This window comes from Streptomyces sp. MST-110588, assembly GCF_022695595.1.
Classification (GTDB): domain Bacteria; phylum Actinomycetota; class Actinomycetes; order Streptomycetales; family Streptomycetaceae; genus Streptomyces.
Genome location: NZ_CP074380.1, coordinates 2,736,347 through 2,759,058, shown reverse-complemented (window position 1 = coordinate 2,759,058; position 22,712 = coordinate 2,736,347). Strand labels below are relative to the sequence as shown.

At 71.3% G+C, this 22,712-nt stretch carries 18 protein-coding genes and 2 pseudogenes; 4 read left to right on the top strand and 16 right to left on the bottom strand.

Annotation, left to right across the window (positions count from 1 at the left end):
- Positions 1-76: 76 nt before the first annotated feature.
- From KGS77_RS11945 to KGS77_RS11920, 7 genes are all read right to left on the bottom strand, one after another.
- Positions 77-766 (bottom strand): ABC transporter ATP-binding protein, encoded by a 690-nt coding sequence (locus KGS77_RS11945; RefSeq protein ID WP_242580870.1) that lies wholly within the window; start codon positions 764-766, stop codon positions 77-79.
- Positions 763-1,287, bottom strand: coding sequence for a PadR family transcriptional regulator (locus tag KGS77_RS11940; RefSeq protein ID WP_242580868.1), 525 nt, complete (start codon positions 1,285-1,287; stop codon positions 763-765). Before KGS77_RS11940 ends, KGS77_RS11945 begins: the two co-directional genes overlap by 4 nt.
- 159 nt (positions 1,288-1,446) lie before the next feature.
- Positions 1,447-3,174 carry an FtsX-like permease family protein gene (locus tag KGS77_RS11935; RefSeq protein WP_347404581.1) on the bottom strand — a complete coding sequence of 576 codons (1,728 nt, stop codon included), beginning with the start codon at positions 3,172-3,174 and terminating at the stop codon, positions 1,447-1,449.
- Between the two features lie 110 nt (positions 3,175-3,284).
- A complete protein-coding gene (locus tag KGS77_RS34965; RefSeq protein ID WP_347404473.1) occupies positions 3,285-3,902 on the bottom strand; it encodes a hypothetical protein in 618 nt (205 codons plus the stop codon).
- Complete coding sequence (locus KGS77_RS11930; RefSeq protein ID WP_242580866.1) at positions 3,899-4,585, bottom strand: ABC transporter ATP-binding protein; 687 nt, start codon at positions 4,583-4,585, stop codon at positions 3,899-3,901. The genes KGS77_RS34965 and KGS77_RS11930 overlap by 4 nt, the downstream gene beginning before the upstream one ends.
- 232 nt (positions 4,586-4,817) lie before the next feature.
- A complete protein-coding gene (locus KGS77_RS11925) occupies positions 4,818-5,120 on the bottom strand; it encodes a hypothetical protein (protein WP_242580864.1) in 303 nt (100 codons plus the stop codon).
- On the bottom strand, positions 5,117-6,088 hold the full coding sequence (locus KGS77_RS11920; RefSeq protein WP_242580862.1) for an SPFH domain-containing protein: 972 nt from the start codon (positions 6,086-6,088) through the stop codon (positions 5,117-5,119). The genes KGS77_RS11925 and KGS77_RS11920 overlap by 4 nt, the downstream gene beginning before the upstream one ends.
- 275 nt (positions 6,089-6,363) lie before the next feature.
- Here KGS77_RS11920 and KGS77_RS11915 point away from each other — a divergent pair, with 275 nt between their 5' ends.
- The gene (locus KGS77_RS11915) at positions 6,364-8,637 is read left to right on the top strand and encodes a transglycosylase domain-containing protein (protein WP_242580859.1); all 2,274 of its coding nucleotides are present in this window, start codon (positions 6,364-6,366) and stop codon (positions 8,635-8,637) included.
- A 139-nt stretch (positions 8,638-8,776) separates the two neighbouring features.
- Here KGS77_RS11915 and KGS77_RS11910 read toward each other — a convergent pair whose 3' ends face one another.
- The 6 genes and pseudogenes from KGS77_RS11910 to KGS77_RS11885 all read right to left on the bottom strand — a co-directional run bounded on the left by KGS77_RS11910 (position 8,777) and on the right by KGS77_RS11885 (position 17,789).
- Complete coding sequence (locus KGS77_RS11910; RefSeq protein WP_242580857.1) at positions 8,777-10,252, bottom strand: catalase; 1,476 nt, start codon at positions 10,250-10,252, stop codon at positions 8,777-8,779.
- Between the two features lie 224 nt (positions 10,253-10,476).
- Positions 10,477-12,732: a SpoIIE family protein phosphatase gene (locus tag KGS77_RS11905; RefSeq protein ID WP_347404472.1), complete on the bottom strand. Its 2,256-nt coding sequence runs from the start codon at positions 12,730-12,732 to the stop codon at positions 10,477-10,479.
- A 317-nt stretch (positions 12,733-13,049) separates the two neighbouring features.
- A pseudogene (locus tag KGS77_RS11900) lies at positions 13,050-13,226 on the bottom strand (SAM-dependent methyltransferase); the annotation flags it as partial.
- 624 nt (positions 13,227-13,850) lie between these two features.
- Positions 13,851-14,561: a DUF402 domain-containing protein gene (locus KGS77_RS11895; protein ID WP_242580854.1), complete on the bottom strand. Its 711-nt coding sequence runs from the start codon at positions 14,559-14,561 to the stop codon at positions 13,851-13,853.
- A 56-nt stretch (positions 14,562-14,617) separates the two neighbouring features.
- Positions 14,618-16,012 (bottom strand): class II fumarate hydratase, encoded by a 1,395-nt coding sequence (locus KGS77_RS11890; protein ID WP_242580853.1) that lies wholly within the window; start codon positions 16,010-16,012, stop codon positions 14,618-14,620.
- 106 nt (positions 16,013-16,118) lie between these two features.
- A complete protein-coding gene (locus KGS77_RS11885) occupies positions 16,119-17,789 on the bottom strand; it encodes a fumarate hydratase (RefSeq protein ID WP_242580852.1) in 1,671 nt (556 codons plus the stop codon).
- 306 nt (positions 17,790-18,095) lie between these two features.
- Here KGS77_RS11885 and KGS77_RS11880 point away from each other — a divergent pair, with 306 nt between their 5' ends.
- Both KGS77_RS11880 and KGS77_RS11875 read left to right on the top strand, forming a co-directional pair.
- A complete protein-coding gene (locus KGS77_RS11880) occupies positions 18,096-18,794 on the top strand; it encodes a DUF1707 domain-containing protein (RefSeq protein ID WP_242587426.1) in 699 nt (232 codons plus the stop codon).
- A 184-nt stretch (positions 18,795-18,978) separates the two neighbouring features.
- Complete coding sequence (locus tag KGS77_RS11875; RefSeq protein WP_242580851.1) at positions 18,979-19,338, top strand: WhiB family transcriptional regulator; 360 nt, start codon at positions 18,979-18,981, stop codon at positions 19,336-19,338.
- A gap of 160 nt (positions 19,339-19,498) precedes the next feature.
- Here the strand turns inward: KGS77_RS11875 and glpX are convergent, their stop codons facing one another.
- Complete coding sequence (gene glpX / locus KGS77_RS11870; RefSeq protein WP_242580849.1) at positions 19,499-20,530, bottom strand: class II fructose-bisphosphatase; 1,032 nt, start codon at positions 20,528-20,530, stop codon at positions 19,499-19,501.
- A gap of 337 nt (positions 20,531-20,867) precedes the next feature.
- Here glpX and KGS77_RS11865 point away from each other — a divergent pair.
- Positions 20,868-21,401, top strand: a pseudogene (locus tag KGS77_RS11865) (DUF4245 domain-containing protein); the annotation flags it as partial.
- Positions 21,402-21,601: 200 nt separating this feature from the next.
- On the opposite strand, the gene KGS77_RS11860 reads toward KGS77_RS11865, so the two are convergent.
- Together KGS77_RS11860 and KGS77_RS11855 are read right to left on the bottom strand one after the other, a co-directional pair.
- Positions 21,602-22,195: a malonic semialdehyde reductase gene (locus tag KGS77_RS11860; RefSeq protein WP_242580846.1), complete on the bottom strand. Its 594-nt coding sequence runs from the start codon at positions 22,193-22,195 to the stop codon at positions 21,602-21,604.
- 223 nt (positions 22,196-22,418) lie between these two features.
- Positions 22,419-22,712, bottom strand: a complete 294-nt coding sequence (locus KGS77_RS11855) for an exodeoxyribonuclease VII small subunit (RefSeq protein WP_242580843.1) — start codon at positions 22,710-22,712, stop codon at positions 22,419-22,421.

Genomic DNA, 22,712 nt, shown 5'->3' with positions numbered 1-22,712 from the left:
TGAGGGTCATGCCGATGGGCCGATCAGGGACATGCACAGGGACGTGCACAGGGACATGCAGACGCACCGGTGACGGTCATACGAAGCCCCCCAGCATGTCCTTGACCTTGCCGTCGCGGACGACGATCTCGCGGTCGGAGTAGGCGGCGACCCGCGACTCGTGGGTGACCAGGACCACGGCGGTGTTGTGCTCCCGCGCGGCGTCGGTCAGCAGGCTCATGACGCGCTCGCCGTTCAGGGAGTCCAGTGCGCCGGTGGGCTCGTCGGCGAAGACCACGCGCGGCCGGCCGGCCAGCGCGCGGGCGACCGCGACCCGCTGGCCCTGGCCGCCGGAGACCTCGCCGGGGCGCTGGCCCGCCACGTCCTCGATCTCCAGGCGCTCCAGCCACTCCCGGGCCGTGGCCTGCGCGGGCCGCCGCTTGACGCCGTTCAGACGCAGCGGCAGGGCCACGTTCTCCAGGCAGGTCAGTTCGGGGACGAGCTGGCCGAACTGGAAGACGAAGCCGAAGTCGGTACGGCGCAGGGCGCTGCGCTCGGCGTCGCTCATTTCCGTCAGCTCGCGGTCGGCGTAGCGGACCGTGCCGGAGTCGGGCCGGACGATGCCGGCCAGGCAGTGCAGCAGCGTGGACTTGCCGGAGCCGGACGGGCCGAGCACCGCCACCACCTCGCCGGGGTGGACGGAGAAGTCCGCGCCGTCCAGGGCGGGGGTCGGGCCGTACGCCTTGCGCAGGGACTTCGCGACCAGCAGCGAGCCCTCGGGCGTCATGAGCCGACCGCCTCGGCGAGCCTGTCCAGGCGCGCGGCGGTCAGCTCCAGCCATCTGAGGTCGGCTTCGAGGTGGAAGAGGGCGTGGTCGCAGATCAACTGGTCGGCGAGGTCGCCCTTGCGCTTGCGCTCGGTCAGGCCGCGCATCAGCCTCAGGTGCTCCGTGCGCTGGGTGTCCAGCAGTTCGGCGGCGTTGCGGTCGGTCATCAAGGCGAGCACCACCTTGGTGTAGAGCGTCGACTGAAGGTAGGGCTCGGGTTTCTCGGGCCGGGCCAGCCACTGTGCGACGTCGGTGACGCCGGCGTCGGTGATGGCGTAGCGCTTGCGCTCGGGGCCGGCGCCCGCCTCCACGCCGTCCACCTCGACCAGACCGTTCTTCAGCAGCCGGGACATGGTCGAGTAGACCTGCCCGTAGTGCAGCGGGCGGTCATGACCGAAGTGCTCGTCGAAGGCCCGCTTGAGGTCGTAGCCATGGCGGGGGCCGGACTCCAGGAGGCCCAGCAGCGTATGACCGATTGACATGCCGTCCACCTTACGCTCTGGGTACAGCCATGGTGTATACACCGGTTGTATAGAGAGTGTCGTCGGATACGGGCCAAGGAGTGCCGCCGGCACCCGGAGAGTGCCGCCTGGGGAGCGCCGCCGGCACCCCGGAACCGGCGGGTACCGGCGGCGCGCCGCTCACTCCGTACGCAGCCCGTCCGGGCGCATCATGCGCCACAGCGGCGGCAGGCTGAGCAGGGTGACGAGCACGACCAGCCCGGCTCCGGCCAGCGGCAGCGGCCAGATCACCGACCAGTCGATCTCGCTCTTGCCCACCAGCCTCAGCAGCACCCGGCCCAGCCCGAGCCCGCCCGCCACGGCGACCGCCAGACCCAGGGCGATGGGGACGGCGGTCTGCCACAGCACCGACCAGGCCAGGGTGGCGCGGCGGGTGCCGAAGGCCACCAGGACCGACAGCAGCCGGCGGCGTTCGCGCAACTGCTCCAGCGTGGTGACCAGCATGCTGGCCGCGATCAGCGTCATGGTCGCCAGGGAAGCGGCCATCAGGCCGTTGCGGACGCCCGCGAAGCGCGGGTCGTCCTCCGTCGAGGAGAGCCGGAAGACCATGGCCCCCACGTCGATGCGGGCCGCGGCGTTGCGGGCGTACTCGGCGGCGTCCGGGACGGCCGGGTCCAGCCGCACCATCACGTCGATCACCGGTTTGGGCAGCTTGGTGACGTCGATGGCGCCAGGGGTGACGAAGAGCCCGCCGAAGTGCTCGCCGTTCGGGTCGGGGCGGGAGGCGATCTTGTGCAGCCGCTCCGGGACGGTCCACGAGCTGCGCCTGCCCGCCATCTTGCCGTTCTCGTCGAACTCGTTCAGGAGCACCGTGGCCCCTGGGCGCGCGACCTTGGGAAGCTCCTCGTCGACGTACGACTCCGGCCCGCCGTCGATGAGGAAGGCGTCCCCGTCCTTGCAGGAGCCCGGTACGGCCAGCTCGCGCAGGGTCGCGCAGGTGCCGACCGAGAGCGAGGTGCTCGGAGGCAGCGCATCACCCTTGCGAGGCGGCGCGGGGGACCAGATGGGCGCCCGGGTGGTGGCGATGACGCCCTTGACGCCCTTGGTGCCGCGGAACTCCTCGATCACTTCCTGCGCGTCGGTGCCGCGCTGATGCATCAGCATCACCTTGAGCTGTGCCCGGGACGGGTCCTCGCCGGTGGCCTTGACGTAGTCGGTCCCGATGGCGGAGAACATCATCTGCAGGGCGATGGCACCGGCCACGGCGACGGTGATGCCGCTGACCGCGCGGGCCGCGCTGCCGCTGCTGAGCTGCAGCCGCCGGGTGGCGAGCTGCCAGGGGACCGGCCCGCCCTTGAAACGCGCCACGACCGCCTCGACCAGCCACGGCAGCAGCATGGCCAGGCCCAGCAGCGTCAGTACCGCACCGCTGCCCAACTGGAGCGCGTGGATCCCGCCGCGGTTGTCGATGGTGCCGTACAGCACCAGCACCAGCAGCCCGATGAGCGGGATCGGCAGCCGCCACCAGATCCGGCGGCGCCGCGGCACGGTGTCGCGGACGACGCCCAGCGGCTCGATGGCGATGCCGCGCAGCGCGAAGAGCGTGACGGCGACGGCCGCAACGGGGACGGCCACCGCGATCAGGGCGGCCAGGGCCGGGTCCGGCGACAGATCGGCGGGGAAGGCGCTGAGGGAGCTGATGTCGATCACGCCGATGAACTGCCGTCCGAACAGGAACAGCCCCAGGCCCACGACGAGCCCGAAGAGCGAGCCGAGCAGGGCCTCCCCGGCGGCGATCCGGCGCGTCATGTGGTTGTCGGCACCCACCAGGCGCAGTGCGGCCAGCCGCCGGTCACGGCGCTCGCCGCCGAAGCGGACGGCGGTGGCGATGAAGATGGCCACCGGCATCAGCAGGACGACACAGCCCACGAGGATCAGCGCCGTCAGGACGGGGTCCATGGGCTGCCGGTTGATCTTCTCCCCGAACGCGGTGACGCGGCTGACGCCGTCCATGGGGGTCAGGCTGCCGCTGCCCGCGTAGAACATGGCCTCGCCGGGGCGCAGCAGGCCCTCGTCGCCGATGGTGCCCACCACGCGGTACGGATACCGGTCGTGCAGCAGCGTGCCGTCCGGCGACTCCAGGAGCTCTTTGAGGGCGGGCGAGACCACCATCTCACCGGGGCCGGGCATCTTGCCCACGCCGGGGGCAGCACCGGGCGGGCACCCTCCGGGCGCAGCAGGAGGCCGTCCACGTCGGTGCCGCGGAACACGGTGCCCAGCCGCTGGAGGAGGACGCTGCTGTCGGAGGGCTTCGCCGAATCGTCGGCGACCACGCCGCCGCGGGCGTCGGCGCGGTCGGAGCGGGCCTGCGAGAGGTTGGGTACGGAGGTGGCGCCCAGCAGCAGTGCCACGCCGAGGCCGACGCCGACGGCGGTCAGGATCGTACGGACCCAGCCCTCCCGGCCGCTGCCGACGGCGAAGCGCATGCCCAGGACCAGGTCGCGGGCCCAGATGGCGAGGCCGGCGCGGTTTCTGCCGCTGCCCTTGCCGCCCTTGCTGTCCTTGCTGTCCTTCTTGGGCCGGCCGGGGTGCTCTTGGGGGCCCGTGGTGCCGCTCCGGTCGTGCAGGACGGTCATACGGCGCCCGCCATTTCCCGCGCCACGCCGTCGCGGACGACGATCTCGCGGTCGGAGTAGGCGGCGACCCGGGGCTCGTGGGTGACCAGGACCACGGCGGCGTTGGTGCCGCGCGCGGCGTCGGTCAGCAGGCTCATGACGCGCTCGCCGTTGAGGGAGTCCAGTGCGCCGGTGGGCTCGTCGGCGAAGATCACGCGCGGCCGGCCGGCCAGCGCGCGGGCGACCGCGACCCGCTGGCCCTGGCCGCCGGAGACCTCGCCGGGGCGCTTGTCCTTGACCGGGCCCACCTCCAGGCGCTCCAGCCACTCCAGCGAGCGCGCCTCGGCCTCCTTGCGCTTGACGCCGTTCAGGCGCAGCGGCAGGGCGACGTTCTCCAGGCAGGTCAGTTCGGGGACGAGCTGGCCGAACTGGAAGACGAAGCCGAAGTCGGTACGGCGCAGGGCGCTGCGCTCGGCGTCGCTCATTTCCGTCAGCTCGCGGTGCTCGTAGCGGACCGTGCCGGAGTCGGGCCGGACGATGCCGGCCAGGCAGTGCAGCAGGGTCGACTTGCCGGAGCCGGAGGGGCCCATGACGGCGACGACCTCGCCGGGGTGGACGGAGAAGTCCGCGCCGTCCAGGGCGGGGGTCGGGCCGTACGCCTTGTGCAGCGAGCGGGCTTCCAGCAGGGAACCGGCGGGGGTCATACGCGGGCCTCCGGGAATGCGGGCAGGGAACGTCCGATGGGCATGCCGCGTACTCTACATGGTGTGTATACGTGATGTGTATAGCTGCTGGGTCGCGGTGGCTCGCGGCCCAGCCTGACTACGTACGACCGGGCCTGACCGTGTGCGACCGGGCCCGATCACGTACGGCCGGGAGTCCCGATCACGCACGACCGGCAGTCATGCGCGACCGGCGGTTACGTACGACCGGCAGCTACGTACGACCGGGAGTGTCCTCCGGGCCGTCTCGCGGCTCGTCCGACGGCGCCGGCGCCTGGGTCCCGTCCGCATCCCGTGCCGACTTCGGCGGGCGGCCCCGGCGGGGCAGCGCGCCCGTCCCCTGGGGCAGCCGGCCCGCGTCCGACAGCGCCTTGCGCAGCAGGAACTCGATCTGCGCGTTGGCGCTGCGCAGCTCATCCCCGGCCCAGCGCGCGAGCGCGTCGTGCACCAGCGGATCGAGCCGCAGCAGCACTTGTCTGCGCTGCTGCGGCCGACGCTTGGGAGCCTGGTCGCTCACTGGTAGAGCGAGCCCGTGTTCAGGACGGGCTGCGCCGCCCGGTCACCGCACAGCACCACCATCAGATTGCTCACCATGGCCGCCTTGCGCTCCTCGTCCAGTTCGACGATGCCCTGCTCGCTGATGCGGTCCAGGGCCTGCTCCACCATGCCCACCGCGCCCTCGACGATCTGCTGGCGGGCCGCCACGACCGCGCCGGCCTGCTGGCGCTGGAGCATCGCCGAGGCGATCTCCGGAGCGTACGCGAGATGGCTGAAGCGGGACTCGATGATCCGTACACCCGCCGCCTGGACCCGGGCGGTCAGCTCGGCGGCCAGCTTCTCGGTGATCTCCTCGGCGTTGCCGCGCAGCGAGAGCGCGTTCTCGTCGTGGGCGTCGTAGGGGTACTCGATCGCGATGTGCCGTACGGCCGCCTCGGTCTGGGTGGCGACGAACTCCAGGAAGTCGTCCACCTCGAAGAGCGCCTGCGCGGTGTCCTCGACCTTCCACACCACGATCGCCGCCAGCTCGATCGGGTTGCCGTAGGCGTCGTTGACCTTCAGTACCGCCGTCTCGTGGTTGCGCACCCGGGTGGAGATCTTGGAGGCGCTGGTCAGCGGGTTGACCCAGCGCAGGCCGTCCTGGCGGATCGTGCCGACGTACCGGCCGAAGAGCTGGATGACCCGGGCCTCGCCCGGCGCGACCATCTTCACGCCGCCCATGCAGATGAGCGAGGTGATGAGGATCAGGACGCCCAGTACGGCCAGCGGTACGCCGACCGCGTTGTTGCCGTTGTGTCCGATGAGGCCGCCGCCGACGAGGGTGCCGATGCCCAGGAAGACGCCCAGGACCGTCAGCAGCAGGCCGAGCCCGCCCGGGATGCTGTGCGCAGTGACCTCTTTGACCTGCGGCGACGGCATGTCGGGAGCGTCGGCGCCGAGTTCCGCGCGGCCGGTCGCCGCCGCGTCCGCCGGTGTCTGGTCGGTCATGGTGATTCCCCGTTTCCCGTTCGAGGCCCCGCCGTCGTGACGGCTGTCGGGCCGGTGGGGACGCGTTGTCCGCGTGATCCCACAGATCTAGCAAAGTGATAGCAGTTTATGAGGTGCCCGGTAGGGTTGCGCAAGTCCGGCCGGTGGTTCCCTCGGATGCGAGTGCTCTTTGTCACGTACGAAAAAGCCGTGATCGATGAGTATTTGCTGACAGATGCGGTGTTAGCTTCGTGAGCTGAGTTACTGGGGGCGGAAAGACTGGAGTTACGGAAGCGATGGGCCGAGCGGACGTCAGAAGGGCGCAGCAGGCGCGCTCACGCCGTGCCAAGAAGCAGAAGAAAAGCGGCATACGGCGCTTTTTCACCTGGAAGAAGCTGCTGATCTACTTCTTCTCGGTGTGCCTGCTGGGCATCCTGGCCTTCATCGGCCTGTACCTGTACGTGCCCATCCCCGACAAGGCCAACGCGGACGCGATCGCCCAGGGCAACGTCTACAAGTACTCCGACGGCACCGTCATGGCCCGCACGGGCAAGATGAACCGCGAGTGGGTCGACATCAAGAAGGTCCCCGAGCCCGTCCAGCACGCCTTCGTCGCCGCCGAGAACAAGTCCTTCTACCAGGACTCCGGCATCAGCCTGATGGGCACCGCGCGCGGCATCCTCAACACTCTCCTGGGCAAGGGCAAGCAGGGTGGCTCGACGATCACCCAGCAGTACGTCAAGAACAACTACCTCACCCAGGAGCAGACGGTCAGCCGCAAGCTCCAGGAGATCGTGATCTCCCTCAAGGTCGACAACAAGTACGACAAGGACAAGATCCTTGAGGGCTACATCAACACCAGCTACTACGGCCGGAACGCTTACGGCATCCAGGCCGCGGCCCGCGCGTACTACGGCGTGGACGTCGAGAAGCTGAACGTCTCGCAGGGCGCCTACCTCGCCTCGCTGCTCCAGGCCCCGAGCCAGTACGACTGGGCGCAGGCCAGCCCGGCCGGCAAGAAGCGCGTCCAGGAACGCTGGGCCTACACGCTCAACAACATGGTCGAGATGAAGTGGCTGGACCCCGCCCGGCGGCAGGCGGAGAAGTTCCAGAAGCCGAAGGCCCCCAAGCCGCTGCCCGGACTGAAGGGCCAGGTCGGCTACTTCATCAAGGCCGCCAACGAGGAGCTGTACAAGAAGGGCGTCGACGAGAAGGAGCTCGCGGCCGGCGGCTGGACCATCACGCTCGGCATCGACCGGCACAAGCAGCAGGAGCTGGAGAAGGCCGTCAAGAACAAGCTCACCGACGACCTGAAGCCCAAGAGCCGCCCGGTGGACGCCGACGCCCAGCTCGGCGCCGTATCGGTGGACCCCAAGAACGGCCACGTCGTGGCGATGTACGGCGGCGCCGGGTACACCCAGCACTACGTGAACAACGCGCTGCGCTCGGACTACCAGCCCGCCTCCACCTTCAAGCCGCTGATCTTCGCCGCGGCCCTGGAGAACCAGTCCAAGACCCAGGAGGGGCTCCCGATCAGGCCCCACACGATCTATGACGGCCGCAACCGGCGCCCGGTCGTGGGCGGCACCATCTACTTCGCGCCGCCCAACGAGGACGAGCACACCTACGGCCGGATCACCGTCCAGCAGGCGACGAACAACTCCGTCAACTCCGTCTTCGCGCAGATGGGCGCGGACGTCGGCCTGGACAAGGTCAAGAAGACCGCCGTCGACATGGGCATGGACGGCAGCAAGATGGACGTCAAGCCCGCCATGACGCTCGGCACGATGGGCGCCAGCCCGCTCCAGATGGCAGGCGTCTACGCCACCCTCGACGCGCACGGCAAGAAGGTCGAACCGGCGCTGGTCATCAAGGCCACCAAGAGGGACAAGGATCACGAACTCCCCGACCCGGTCGGTGATCCGGTCCTGAGCCCGAAGACCGCGGACACCCTCACCTCCGTGCTGCGCGGTGTGGTCGACGACGGCACCGCCAAGGAAGCCATCGGCAACACCGACTACCAGGCAGCGGGCAAGACCGGCACCTCCGACGACAACAAGTCGGCGTGGTTCGTCGGGTACACCCCCCGGCTCGTCACCGCGGTCGGCATGTTCGGTGAGGCCGCCAAGACCGAGGGCAAGATCAAGCAGGGCAGCCAGGTGACCCTCAAGGGCACCGGCGGCAACGGACGCGTCAACGGCGGTTCCTACCCGGCCCGGGTCTGGGCCGAGTACACCGGCAACGCGCTGGGCAAGGACACCGACGCCAAGTTCGACCTGGACACCAGCCTCGACCCCGGGGTGAGCGCACCGCCCGTCGCGCCGCCGAGCCACACGGCGACGGCGCCGACCACGCCGCCGCCCTCGTCGACCAAGCCGCCGACGAACACCCCGTCCAAGCCCGCGACGACCAAGCCGCCGACGCCGCCGACGCACACCTCGAACAAGCCGACGCCGACGCGCACACCGCCGTCCTCGCCGCCGCACACGCCGCCGGACGGGCAGACCGGTGACAACGGTGACGGTGGGACCGACGGGCAGATCGGAGGGCCCGGAGGCCCCGATCAATAGCCGCGCGTGACGGTGCGGCCCGCCGCTCCGTACGGCAGTACGGCACAGGACGGCCCCGCCCCCGTACGTCCGCTGGATGACCAGCGGCGTACGGGGGCGGGGCCGCCGCCGTTGTGCGCCCGACGGGCCGCCCGGGAAGTCAGCCGCCGTTGACCCGGGTGGCGATCCGGTCGCCGATCCCCTTGTCGACGTTGCGCCAGTACTGGAAGGCCCGCTCCAGGACCGGCCGGCTGACGCCCTTCAGGAGATGGCCCGCCACATTGCCGACCAGCCGCTCACGGGCCGCGTCGTCCAGCACCTGGCGCACCATCGTCCCCGGCTGCGTCCAGTCGTCGTCCTCGCGCCGCGGCCGGTACGCCTCGCGCACCATCTCGCCGGCCGCCGCCCAGCCCGCCGGCTCGCCGAAGGACTGGCCGAAGGTGCGCACGTCGGCCGCGGGACCGCCGTAGGAGTTGGGGGCGTAGACCGCCGCGGCCCGGGACGGCTCGTAGCGCATCGGTCCGTCCTTGGCGTACGAGTGGACCGCTGCGCGCGGCCGGTTGGGCGGGAGCTGCGCGTAGTTGGGGCCGATGCGGTATCGGTGGGTGTCGGGGTAGGAGAAGAGGCGGCCCAGCAGCATCTTGTCCGGCGACGGACCGATGCCCGGCACCATGTTGGACGGCTCGAAGGCCGCCTGCTCGATGTGGACGAAGAAGTCCTCGGGGTTCTTGTCCAGCGTCATCCGGCCGACCTCGATCAGCGGGTAGTCGCCGTGCGGCCACACCTTGGTCAGGTCGAACGGGTTGAAGCGGTAGTCCGCCGCGTCCTCGAAGGGCATCACCTGTACGTACATCGTCCAGGACGGGGCGTCACCGGCCGCGATGGAGTCGTGCAGGTCCCGGCGGTGCAGATCGCCGTCCTCGCCCGCGAGCCGGTCCGCGTCCTCCTGGGTGAGGAAGTCGATGCCCTGGTCGGTCTTGATGTGGTACTTGACCCAGAACCGCTCCCCGCCCCCGTTGATCCACATGTACGTGTGGGAGCCGTAGCCGTTCATGTGGCGGTAGGTCCGGGGAATGCCGCGGTCACCCATCAGCCAGGTGACCATGTGGGCCGACTCGGGGGAGAGCGTCCAGAAGTCCCACTGCATGTCGTGATCGCGCACCGCGCTGTCCGGGCGTCGCTTCTGCGAACGGATGAAGTCCTGGAACTTGCTCGGGTCGCGGACGAAGAAGACAGGGGTGTTGTTGCCCACCAGGTCGTAATTGCCATGCTCGGTGTAGAACTTCAGGGCGAAGCCACGCGGGTCGCGCCAGGTGTCGGGGGAGCCCTGCTCGCCCGCCACCGTCGAGAAGCGGGCCAGCATCTCGGTGCGCCGTCCGGGCTGGAAGACCGACGCCTTGGTGAACTGGCCGACGTCGTTGGTCACCTCGAAGAAGCCGTACGCGCCACTGCCCTTGGCGTGCACCACCCGCTCGGGCACCCGCTCGCGGTTGAACTGGGCCATCTTCTCGATCAGGTAGTGGTCCTGGAGCAGGATCGGACCGTCCGGCCCCACGGTGAGCGAATGCTCGTCGCTCTCCACCGGAATGCCGGCGTTGTTGGTCGTGTGCGGAATCTCGTGCGCGGAGCTGGACATGGGATAGCTCCTCCCGTTCACCTGGGGTGGTCGGCCCACGGCGAGGGCCCCAGCGGGCAGGCTCCGGCGCCGTGCGCGAGCCGCTGCGATGCAAGCAGTCAACTCCGCCGACGGCGCGTCGGCAACCGTTGGACACCGTCCAATTCCGGATTCGGTACGGGAGTTGGCCGCCCGCAAAGGCACCGCGGGCGCCGAGCGCGCCCACCGCGCCCCCCCGCACGCGCTCAGGGCCGCCGTGCCGCCGTCGGCATCGACAGCTCGAACCACACCACCTTGCCCGTGCTCAGCCGGGTCGCGCCCCACCGCCGTGCCATCCGGTTGACCAGGTACAGGCCGCGACCGCCCTCGTCCGACGGCCGGGCCTGACGCAGCCGTGGCAGTTGCGGCACGTCGTCACCCACCTCGCAGCGCAGCACGTCCGTACGCAGCAGCCGCAGCGTGATCGGCCGCTCCGCGTAGCGCACGGCGTTGGTGACGACCTCGCTGACCAGCAGCTCCAGTTGGTCCGTCAGGACCTCCAGGCCCCAGCGCGTCAGCGCCCGCCGGGCCAGCCGGCGTGCCTGCCCGGCCGTCTGCGCCTTGGGGTCCAGGTACCAGTACGCCACGTCGCTCGGCGCGATCCCGTCGAAGCGGGCGGCGAGCAGTGCGATGTCGTCGTCGCGGTCGCCCGGCCCGAGCATGTCCAGCACCTCGTCGCACAGCGGCTCCAGCGGCGGCGGGTTGGGCCCGGTCAGCCGCGCCGTCTCCGTCAGCCGCTCGCGGAGCTGCTCGATCCCGGTCCACACGTCGCGGATACGGGACTCGACCAGGCCGTCCGTATACAGGACGAGGGTGGCGCCGGCCGGGGCGTCCAGCTCGACCGCCTCGAAGTCCACCCCGCCCACGCCGATGGGCGCGCCCGGTGGCACCCGCAGCACCTCGGCACGGCCGCCGCGGTGCAGCATCACGGGCGGCGGATGGCCCGCGTTGGCGACGATGATGCGGTGTGCCACCGGGTCGTAGACCGCGTACAGGCACGTGGCCATGCGGTCGCTGCCCAGCCGCTGCGCCTGCTCGTCGAGATGGTGGAGCACCTCCTGCGGCGGCAGGTCCAGGCCCGCCAGGGTCTGTGCGGTGGTACGCAACTGGCCCATGATCGCGGCCGAGGTCATCGAATGCCCCATCACGTCGCCGACCACCAGCGCCACCCGGCTGCCCGGCAGCGGGATCGCGTCGTACCAGTCGCCGCCCACCCGGGCCGTCTCGGCGGCCGGCAGATAGCGGCTGGCCAGCCGTACGCCGGTGGGCTGCGGCAGCGAGTCCGGCAGCATCGTGCGCTGCAGCGCGTCGGCGATGTACGCCTCGCGGCCGTAGAGCACCGCCTTGTCCACGCCCAGCGCCGTATGGGTCGCCAACTGCGCCGCCACCAGCAGGTCGTCCGCCTCGAACGGCGGCCGGTCCGGGCGGCGCAGGAACACCGCGGCACCGATCACCCGGCGCCGGCCGCGCAGCGGCGCGAGGATCGCCCGGTGCCCGTCCGGCAGGCGCGAGTGCGGGCCCAGCAGCTCCGGCAGGGCCGCCAGCGCCGCCTGTGCCTCGCCGAACAGCGGCCGTACGCCGCGCAGCACCTCGGCCAGCGGGCCGCCCGGCCGCACCTCGGCCAGCTCGGCGGCGCTGCCGCCCATCGTCCCGCCCAGGTCCGGCTGCGCGGGCAGGCCCGGCAGCCGCCCGCCGTTGGTGTCGGCCTCCTCGGGAATCCGGTCGGTACGGCGCAGCCGCAGCACCACCGGGCCCGTGGGCCGTTCGTCACCCACCGGCAGCGGGTCGCGCAGATACACCAGGATTGCGTCCGCGAACGTGGGAACCGTCGCCCGGCACAGCCCCAGCACGATCTCGTCCAGGTCGATGCCGCGGGCGATCCGGCGGGTCGCGGCCCCGATGAAGCGCAGCCGGTCCCCGCTCGCCTGCCGGGCCGCGGCCATCTGTGCCGCGGCGGGGTCGGCCGGTGGCGCGGGGTGCGCCGAGCGGGCCGTGGAGTCCGGCGGGTCCGCCGGGCCCGTCGGGCGGGCGCTGTGCGGCCGGGGCCGGCCGCCGTCGCGGGGGCGGCCGATACCGCCCGTGCCCGGCCGCGGTCCGGAGCCCGCGCCCGGTCGCGGTCCGGAGCCCGCGCCGGGCTCGGCCGGCGGCTCGGGCACCGGCCCCGGCTCGGGCGACCGGTCCTGCGCGCCGTGCAGGGCGGCACCGAGCTGCCCGGTGCCGGACGTCCCGGTGTCTGACGTCCTCGTACCGCGCTTGTCGGAGCCGGTCGTCCCGGTGCCGTGCGCGCCGGAACCGGGCCGGCCCTTGCCGCCGCGTGCCGTCCCGCGCTCCAGGTGTCCCGCGGCGGTCTCGTCGTCGGCCCGGCCGGCCGCGGCGCCCGGTGAGGCCGGACGGGCCGGGGCGGCACCGCCGGTACGTGGGTGGCCGCCGGTGTGCGGGGAGCCATCGGCGTACGGAGTCACGGGGGCCGCAGGAGACACAGGAGCCGCAGGGGCAGCAGGGGAGACGGGAGACACGGGCGGCCCAGCCGGCGTACCCAACGGGTCACCGGACACGGAAGGGGCCGTTCCGGAAACGCCGCCGGGCCCGCCGGCCGGCCGTGGCAGGGGACCGCGGGGTTCGGGGACCGCGCCCAGGGGCGCCGTCCCGGGCAGACCCCCCGGCGGGGTCGCCGAGGGCGCGGCAGGCGGGCGTGCCTGCCGCGATTCGTGGGAGGTCGGGTGCTCCGTCACGCGTGGGATTCCATCCGTCCGGGGCCGCGCGCCTGGCGCGCTGCGTCTCAAGCGCGTCGCAGGTGCAGAAAGAGCTGGATCTCGGGTGGTACGTCCGTACTCGCCGGGGCATACGCATACGAGTCCTCCCCGGTGACTTCGAAACCCGCGTCGCGCACAACCTCGCGCAAGTCGTCCCGCAGGTAACCCGATACCCGGATCGTGTTGCCCGGGAACGGAATCGGCATGCCGGCCGGGCCGTCCCCGACCATGGACGGTGCCAGCCGCCCCTTGGGCCACAGCAGTCCGTCCGGCACCCGCCGGGCGGAGGGGCGCTCTTGGCGGTGCGGCACCGGCAGCGGGAAACGGGCGGCCACGGCGCCACGGGGGCCCGGCCCGCCGGGCCGTCCTCCCGCGCGCGGGAAGGCGCCACCGTACCGGTCACCGCTCGCGCCGAACGGCTCGGCCCGGCTGATCGCGCCGAACGCCTCTGCCCGGCCGGCCGTGTCGAACGCCTTCCCCCGACCGGGCCGGCCCGTCCCTAACCGGCTCGGCCCCTCGTAGCCGCCGCACCTGTCAACGCTCACGACCTCGCCCCTCCTGCGACCGCGGTCAATGTCTCTTCCCAGCTCTGAAGTCGTGCTGCGTCCGTCCGGGCTTCCCCGGCTCCGCGGGCCCGCCGCCGGGGACCCGGCCGCGGGGCTCGTGAAGTGACGTCTGCGCAGTCTTGTGGAGGACGATCCTACGTTTGACGACCAGGGGCGCATCAAGGGGGCTCACACCGGCATCCCGCGTCACGCGCGACGGACCCGGGCCCCGGGCGCGCCCCTTGACACCCCGTCTCCCGACGGGTCACCCGCCCCGCCTGTTCACCGCTGCCCACCGGTGACCACCGCGTCCCAGCCAGCGGGGAGCGGGGGCACGCCCCAGGCCGGATCGGGCCGCCAGTCCTCCCAGCCCGCCCCGAACGGCTCGCCCCACGCCCGGATGTGCGCGAGGGCCGTGCGCCCCGCCTCCCGTACGTCCGCGGCCTGCGCCGGGGACATCAGCCCGTCCCGCTGCGCCTGCGCGAACTCGTCCTCGTCCCGCCACTCCCAACGCCGGTCGGGATAGACGCAGATGTCCAGAAAATGGTCCTGGGAGTCCACGCCACCGGCCCAACGGCGGCGCGGCTCCTCAAGATTGACGTACCAGTTCTTGAAGTTCCAGCCGTTCTCCCAGAACAGCCACACCGACCACGGGTCGCCCGGCCGGGCCAGCTTCAGCACCCCGGCGCCGAACCAGCGGTCGCGTACGGTGCGCCGCGGCCTGGTGTAGCGGGTGGACAGCGGCTCGCGGTGCACCGGCGTCCCGTCGGCGAGCACCGGCTTGACGCAGGTGGTGCCGGGCGCCATCCACACCGCCAGCAGCTCGTCGGTGTCCTGGACGACGGTCACCGGACGGCAGATGTGGATGCGCTCCGAGGCGTTGTCGCGATAGCGCCACAGGATGTGGTCCCCCGGCTCCCAGCGCGCGGGACGTCCCGCGCCGTCCTCGCCGGCCGGGCCGCCCTCCGTCGTCTCCACGATGTCCGCTGTCATGCGCAGATCCTAGAGGGGCGGTGCGGCCCACGCCGTGACGTGAGCCGCACCCACCGTCACGGATGCGTCATACGCAGCACGTCGAGGGCCTCGTCGAGCTGCCGCTCGGTCAGCAGGCCCCGCTCGACGTAGCCGGAGGCGATGACCACCTCGCGGATCGTCTTGCGCTCGGCCAGGGACTTCTTGGCGACCTTGGCCGCCTCCTCGTAACCGATGTACTTGTTGAGCGGGGTGACCACCGAGGGGGAGGACTCGGCGTACTCGCGGGCCCGCTCGGCGTTGGCGGTGATGCCGTCGACCGTACGGTCCGCCAGCAGCCGCGAGACGTTGGCCAGCAGCCGCACCGACTCCAGCACGTTCTTGGCGATGACCGGCAGCATCACGTTCAGCTCGAAGTTGCCCGCGGCGCCCGCCGCCGCCACCGTCGCGTCATTGCCCATGACCTGCGCCGCGACCATCAGCACGGCCTCGGGGACGACCGGGTTGACCTTCCCCGGCATGATGGACGAGCCGGGCTGGAGGTCGGGCAGGTTGATCTCGGCGAGTCCCGTGCGCGGGCCGGAGGCCATCCAGCGCAGATCGTTGGCGATCTTCGTCAGCCCGACCGCGACGGTCCGCAACTGCCCGCTGGTCTCCACGATGCCGTCGCGCGCGCCCTGCGCCTCGAAGTGGTTACGGGCCTCGGTCAGCGGCAGCCCCGTCGTACGGGCCACTTCGGCGATCACCGCGGCCGAGAAGCCGGGCGGGGTGTTGATGCCCGTACCGACGGCCGTACCGCCCAGCGGCAGTTCGGCCAGCCGCGGCAGCGAGGCCCGCAGCCGCTCGACGCCGTACCGGATCTGCGCCGCGTACCCGCCGAACTCCTGCCCCAGGGTGACGGGGGTGGCGTCCATCAGGTGGGTACGGCCGGACTTGACGACCTCGGAGAACTCCTCGGCCTTGCGCTCCAGCGCCCCCGCCAGGTGCTCCAGGGCCGGAATCAGATCGCCGGTGACGGCCGCCGTCGCCGCGATGTGGATCGAGGAGGGGAAGACGTCGTTGGAGGACTGGCTGGCGTTGACGTGGTCGTTGGGGTGGACGTCCCGGCCCAGGCGCTCGGTGGCCAGCGTCGCGATGACCTCGTTGGTGTTCATGTTGGAGGAGGTGCCGGAGCCGGTCTGGAAGACGTCGACGGGAAAGTGCTCGTCCCAGCGGCCCTCGGCCACCTCGGCGGCGGCCTGCCCGATCGCCTCCGCCACGTCCTTGTCCAGCACCCCGAGCTCGGCGTTCACCTTCGCCGCGGCGGCCTTGATCCGGGCCAGCGCCTCGATGTGCGCACGCTCCAGCCGCTGACCGGAGACCGGGAAGTTCTCCACCGCCCGCTGCGTCTGCGCCCGCCACTTGGCGTGCGCGGGGACGCGCACCTCACCCATCGAGTCGTGCTCGATCCTGAATTCGCCGTTCTCGCTCATACTCCTCTCAGTGCCCGGGAAACCGTTTCTGTTCCCGGGCACCGAAAGGGTTCGCCCGTCGGGCCGGAATCGTTCGCCCGTCAGGCGGAGCGGACGGCGCCGCCCGTCAGGCGGAGCGGACGGGAATGCTGGTGAACGTCGGAGCCGGCGCGGGATCCTGGAAGAAGTCGTTCCCCTTGTCGTCGACGACGATGAAGGCGGGGAAGTCCTCGACCTCGATCTTCCAGACCGCCTCCATGCCCAGCTCCTCGTATTCGAGGACCTCGACCTTCTTGATGCAGTCCTGCGCCAGGCGGGCGGCCGGGCCGCCGATGGAGCCGAGGTAGAAGCCGCCGTGCGCCTTGCAGGCATCGGTGACCTGCTGCGAGCGGTTGCCCTTGGCCAGCATGATCTTCGAGCCGCCGGCCGCCTGGAACTGCTCGACGTAGGCGTCCATCCGGCCGGCCGTCGTCGGGCCGAAGGAGCCGGAGGCGTAGCCCTCGGGGGTCTTGGCCGGGCCCGCGTAGTAGACCGGGTGGTCCTTGAGGTACTGCGGCATGCCCTCGCCCGCGTCCAGCCGCTCCTTGATCTTCGCGTGGGCGATGTCGCGGGCGACGACCAGCGTGCCGGTCAGGGAGAGCCGGGTCTTGACCGGGTGCCGGGTCAGCTCGGCGAGGATGTCCTCCATCGGACGGTTCAGGTCGATGCGTACGGCGTCCAGGTCGGGGCCGGCGCCCTCGGTGAGCTGGTCGTCGGTGGTGTCCGGCAGGAAGCGGGCCGGGTCGGTCTCAAGCTGCTCCAGGAAGACGCCCTCGGCGGTGATCTTCGCGACGGCCTGGCGGTCGGCGGAGCAGGAGACGGCGATGGCGACCGGGCAGGACGCGCCGTGCCGGGGCAGCCGGACCACGCGTACGTCGTGGCAGAAGTACTTGCCGCCGAACTGCGCGCCGATGCCGATCTTCTGCGTCAGCTCGAAGACCTTCTCCTCCAGCTCCTTGTCCCGGAAGCCGTGGCCGGTGGGGGAGCCCTCGGCGGGCAGCTCGTCCAGGTAGTGCGCGGAGGCGTACTTCGCGGTCTTCAGGGCGTACTCGGCGCTGGTGCCGCCGACGACGATCGCCAGGTGGTACGGCGGGCAGGCGGCCGTTCCCAGGGAGCGGATCTTCTGCTCCAGGAACTTCATCATGGACGCCTCGTTCAGGACCGCCTTGGTCTCCTGGAAGAGGAAGGACTTGTTGGCGCTGCCACCGCCCTTGGCCATGAACAGGAACTTGTACGCGTCGCCGTCGGTGGCGTACAGCTCGATCTGCGCCGGGAGGTTGCTGCCGGTGTTCTTCTCCTCCCACATGGTCAGCGGGGCCATCTGGGAGTAGCGCAGGTTGAGCTGGGTGTAGGCGTCGTAGATGCCGCGCGAGAGGGCCTCCTCGTCACCGCCTTCGGTCAGCACGTTCTGCCCGCGCTTGCCCATGACGATGGCCGTACCGGTGTCCTGGCACATCGGCAGCACGCCGGCCGCCGCGATGTTCGCGTTCTTCAGCAGGTCCAGGGCGACGAAGCGGTCGTTGGCGGAGGCTTCGGGGTCGTCCAGGATGCGGCGGAGCTGGGCGAGGTGGGCCGGGCGCAGGTAGTGCGAGATGTCGTGCATCGCCTCGGCGGCCAGCTTGCGCAGTGCCTCGGGCTCGACCTTGAGGAACGTACGGCCGTCGGCCTCGAAGGTGCTCACACCCTCCGAAGTGACCAGGCGGTACGGGGTGTTGTCCTCGCCCAAGGGCAGCAGGTCGGTATAGGCGAATTCCGGCATCAGGGGGCCATTCCTCACTCGGCGGTGACTTTCGGCTGACATCTTCGGCAGCGCCTGAACAGCGTAGAACCCTGGCGGGCGGTCGAGGCTGTGAGGTAAGGCTCAGTCACGGCCTTCCCACTCCTCCCTCACGGACCGTGTACGGGGGTCGTGCTTCACGGACTGGGTACGGGGGCGTGCCTCACGGACCCTGTACGGGGGTCACGCGGGCGCTGCGCCCCCTAGTCGCGATCTATCGCGTTTCGGTACGCTGGGTCCGTGGATGAATCGTCGCTCGACAAGCGAGACCAGCAGCCCGCGCGCCCGGTGGGGGCGAAGACCGGGGCGTCACCGGCGGTGGCCGAGGGGGAGATCCGTGCCTCGGACGCGGACCGGGACCGGGTCGCGGAGATCCTGCGCGAGGCGCTGGCGCAGGGCCGGCTGGACGCCGGGGAACACGCCGAGCGCATCGACGGGGTCTACCGGGCCAAGACGCTGGGTGAACTGGAGCCGTTGGTCCGGGACCTGCCCGTGGCGGCGGGTGCCGCCCGGCCGGCGCCCGCGACCGCCGCGTACGCACCCGCACACGGCGAACCGCGGGCCGCCCAGTCGCTGGTCGCGGTCTTCAGCGCCTCGTACCGCAAGGGCCGCTGGCGGGTGCCCGCGCGCATCAACGCCGTGGCCGTCTTCGGCAGCGTGGACATCGACCTCTCCGAAGCGATCTTCGAGCAGCGGCAGGTTCACATCAACGCCACCGCCATCTTCGGCAGCGTGGAGATACGGGTGCCGGAGAACGTCACCCTGCACAGCAACGGCTCCGGCGTCCTCGGCGCCTTCGAGGTACGGACCAACGAGTCGCAGGACGCGGACGCCCCGGAGGTCACGGTCAACGGCTTCGCCGCCCTCGGCAGCGTGGAGGCCAAGCCCAAGCGCGGCAAATGGGTCGGCGATCTGCTGAACCGCCTGGCGGGACGGCCCTCCGAGCCGCTGCCGCCGGACCCTTTGCGCAAGCGCCTGGACGGCTGAGTCCAGGGGCCGGCGGCGGCTCGGGGCCTTCACTTCCGCATCGGTGGCAACCGTGTGCATAAGCACGCGTACAGCGGGTAGGGCTGGTGCATCGTCTCTCGTACGGCTGCGGGGTGCGAAAAGTCGTGCGCAGCGAGACGGGCAAGGGTGACTCTTTCGCCGAAGCCGTCGTCAGGAGTAGACCGTGCTGCTACCGCATCAGCCTTTGCAGAACGCCGCAGTTGTGCCGCCTGCGCGAGTTCACTCGCGCGAAGAGGCCGGGCCCTGGCATGCGGAGGCGGTGTGCCGACGTGATGAAGCGGGGCTGTTCTTCGCGCCGTCCAAGGAACCAACGGCCGCGCGGCTGGCGCGGGAGGAGGCCGCCAAGCGGGTCTGCGCCCGCTGCCCGGTGATGATCGAATGCCGGGAGCACGCCTTGCTGCAGCCGGAGCCCTACGGGGTGTGGGGCGGGCTGACCGCGGCCGAGCGCCGGGTGGTGCTGGCCCGCCGCCGGCGGCGTGAGGGCGAGCTCCAGCGCTCGGCACAGTTGCCCGCCGCCGGCTGACCGGCGGCCCTCCGGACGCCTCCGGGCGCCGGGTTTGTTTGTGAGGTGCGTACGGGCCGGGGCCCCGCCGATCCGCCGGCGGGGCCCCGGCCCGTACTGCCGTGTCCGGCCCGCACTGCCGTGTCCGGTCCCGTCCGAAGGGCAGGCGGGACCGCCGGGATCAGCTCGGGCGCTCGAAGTCCACCGAGCTGTAGGCGCGCAGCTTGGAGAGGCGGTGCTCGGAGTCGATCTGGCGGATGGTGCCGGACTTGGAGCGCATCACCAGCGAGGAGGTGGTGGCGGTCTCGGCGCGGTAGCGCACACCCCGCAGCAGTTCGCCGTCGGTGATGCCGGTGGCGACGAAGAAGACGTTGTCGCCGCGGACCAGGTCGTCGGTCTGGAGCACCTGGTCCAGGTCGTGCCCGGCGTCGATGGCGCGCTGCCGCTCCTCGTCGTTCTTGGGCCACAGCTTGGCCTGGAGGGTGCCGCCCAGGCACTTGAGCGCACAGGCCGCGATGATGCCCTCGGGCGTACCGCCGATGCCCAGCAGCAGGTCCACGCCGGTGCCCTCGCGGGCCGCCATGATCGCGCCGGCCACATCGCCGTCGGAGATGAACTTGATGCGCGCCCCGGCCTCCCGTACCTCCTTGACCAGGCTGTCGTGGCGGGGGCGGTCCAGGATGACCACGGTGACGTCCTCGACGGAGGACTTCTTCGCCTTGGCGATCCGGCGGATGTTCACCGCGACCGGGGCGGTGATGTCCACGAAGTCGGCGGCCTCGGGGCCGGTGGCGAGCTTGTCCATGTAGAAGACCGCGGACGGGTCGAACATGGAGCCGCGCTCGGCGACGGCCAGGACGGAGACGGCGTTGCCCATGCCCTTGGCGGTGAGGGTGGTGCCGTCCACCGGGTCCACGGCCACGTCGCACTCGGGGCCGGTCCCGTCGCCCACCCGCTCGCCGTTGTAGAGCATCGGGGCGTTGTCCTTCTCGCCCTCCCCGATCACCACGACACCGTTCATGGAGACCGTGTGGATCAGCGCGCGCATGGCTCTGACCGCCGCGCCGTCCGCGCCGTTCTTGTCACCACGCCCGACCCAGCGGCCCGAAGCCATGGCGCCGGCCTCGGTCACCCTGACCAGTTCCAGGGCCAGGTTGCGGTCGGGAGCCTCGGGGCTGACTTCGAGCTGGGACGGCAGATGATGCTCGGTCATCGAGCGCACCTTTCTGTACGGCGACGGCCGGCCAAGTCTGTACGGCTTGTCTGTACGGCTTGTCTGTACGGCGACGGCCGGAGGGTTGAGGGTGGCTATGACTTTATCGGTACGTTGCGAAAATGAGCAGAGGGCCCCACGCATGAGCAACGTCAAAAGGGGCAGATCCGGACTCGTCGAGGGCGTCCGCAGAGGCGTACGGGGATCGGACGGAGGTCTTACGGAGGCCGTACGGAGGTCGTACGGGGACCGGGCGGAGGTCGTACGGAGGCCGCGGGCTCGCGGGGGTCGCGTCCGGCCGGGCGCGGCCATGGGGGACCATAGGGGGGTGGCAGGTATGCGAGGCAAGCAGACGGTACGGGACATGGTCCTGTCGATGGCGGTGATCGGCGCCCTCGTCGGCGGCATCTATCTCTTCATCCCGCACGACGACACCACGGCCGCCGAGGACGAGGCCGTCAAGACGGTCGACTACCGCATCGAGCTGGCGACCGTCCGGCGGTCCGTGCCGTACGCGGTGGCCGAGCCCAAGGGGCTCGGTGAGGGCTGGCGCGCCACCTCGGTCTCGTACAAGCCGACCAAGGGCGGCAAGGGCGGCGCCTGGCACCTGGGCTTCCTGGACCCCGAGCGGGAGTACGCGGCGCTGGAGCAGAGCGACGCCCCCGCGAAGGACTTCATCAAGGACGTCACGCTGGGCGCGCAGCAGGTGCCCGGCAAGCAGGCCGTCGGCGCCACGAAGTGGTCCCGTTACAAGGGCGCGCGCTACCGGGCCCTGGTGCGCGAGGAGCAGGGTGTGACCACGGTGGTCACGGGCACCGCGCCGTACGGGCGGCTGGCGGAGCTGGCCGCGTCCCTGGAAGCGAAGAAGGGCGACACGGCGGAGAAGGGCGGCGACGCCGTGAAGCAGGATGGCGACGCCGCGAAGAAGGACGAAGCGCCGAAGCAGGACGACGCCGCGAAGCAGGACGACGCCGCGAAGAAGGACTGAACGGGCGGAGCCGCCGCCCCCTTGCCGGGGCGGCGGCTCCGTGTGCCGTACGGCGTGCGCCGTGCGCTGAACGGTCCGGCGGCTCAGACCGTCGCGGCGGCCTCGGCGAACTCCAGGCGCGGCGAGCGCGGGAAGAAGGCGTCGGCGCCCGGCTTCCCCACGTTGACCACCAGGAACGACTTCTGCTTGCCGTCGCCGAAGAACTCCTTGTCCACGCCGGCGAAGTCGAAGCCGGTCATCGGGCCGGCGGCCAGGCCGGCCGCGCGGATGCCCAGGATGAAGTAGCCGGCCTGCAGCGTCGCGTTCTGGGTGCCGGCGGCCTCGCGGGCGGCCGGCTCGGAGAAGTACGTGTCCTTGATGTCCGGGAGGGCCGGGAAGAGGCGCGGCAGCTTCTCGTGGAAGTCCAGGTCCACGGAGAGGATCACGGTCAGCGGGGCGGCCAGCGTCTTGGGGCCGTTGGCGCCCATGGCGTGGTTGACCAGGCGCTTGCGCGCGTCCTGCGAGCGCACCAGCGTGATGCGCAGCGGCGACTGGTTGAAGGCGGTCGGGGCGAACTTGACCAGGTCGTAGACGGCCTGGATCTGCTCGTCGGCCACCGGCTCGTCCGTGAACGTGTTGGCGGTCTGGGCCTCGCGGAAGAGCAGGTCCTGAGCGGCGGGGTCAAGGGCGAGAGACATGGGGCACCTCAAGAGATCGTGCTGTTTCGTACTGCGTGCCTCCTACTGTAACCGAGATGGATTAACTTTCAACTAAATCGGGCGCAGGGCGTGCTGTGCCGCTGCTCACCCTTGTGCCGGGCCCCTGCCGAGCCGGCCCCCCGGCGCCGTCCGGCGCCCCTCACCCCCTCGCTTACGTGGCTGTGCCGCCCCTCGCCTCCGCCCCCACGGCTCCGCCGCCCGGTCAGTCCTCCTGCCCGGCCGCCCGCTCCGACTCCGCCAGTGCCGCGTCCAGCCGGGCCCGCGCGCCGTCCAGCCAGCGCCGGCACACCTTCGCCAGTTCCTCGCCGCGCTCCCACAGCGCCAGCGACTCCTCCAGCGTCGTCCCGCCCGCCTCCAGGCTGCGGACGACCTCGATCAGCTCGTCCCGTGCCTGCTCGTAGCCGAGCGTGGAGTCGGTCTCCGCCCGCTTGGCCTCCGCCGTGCTCCCCGTACCGTCCGCGCTGCCCGCGCTGTCCGTACCGTCCGTCTTCGCCAT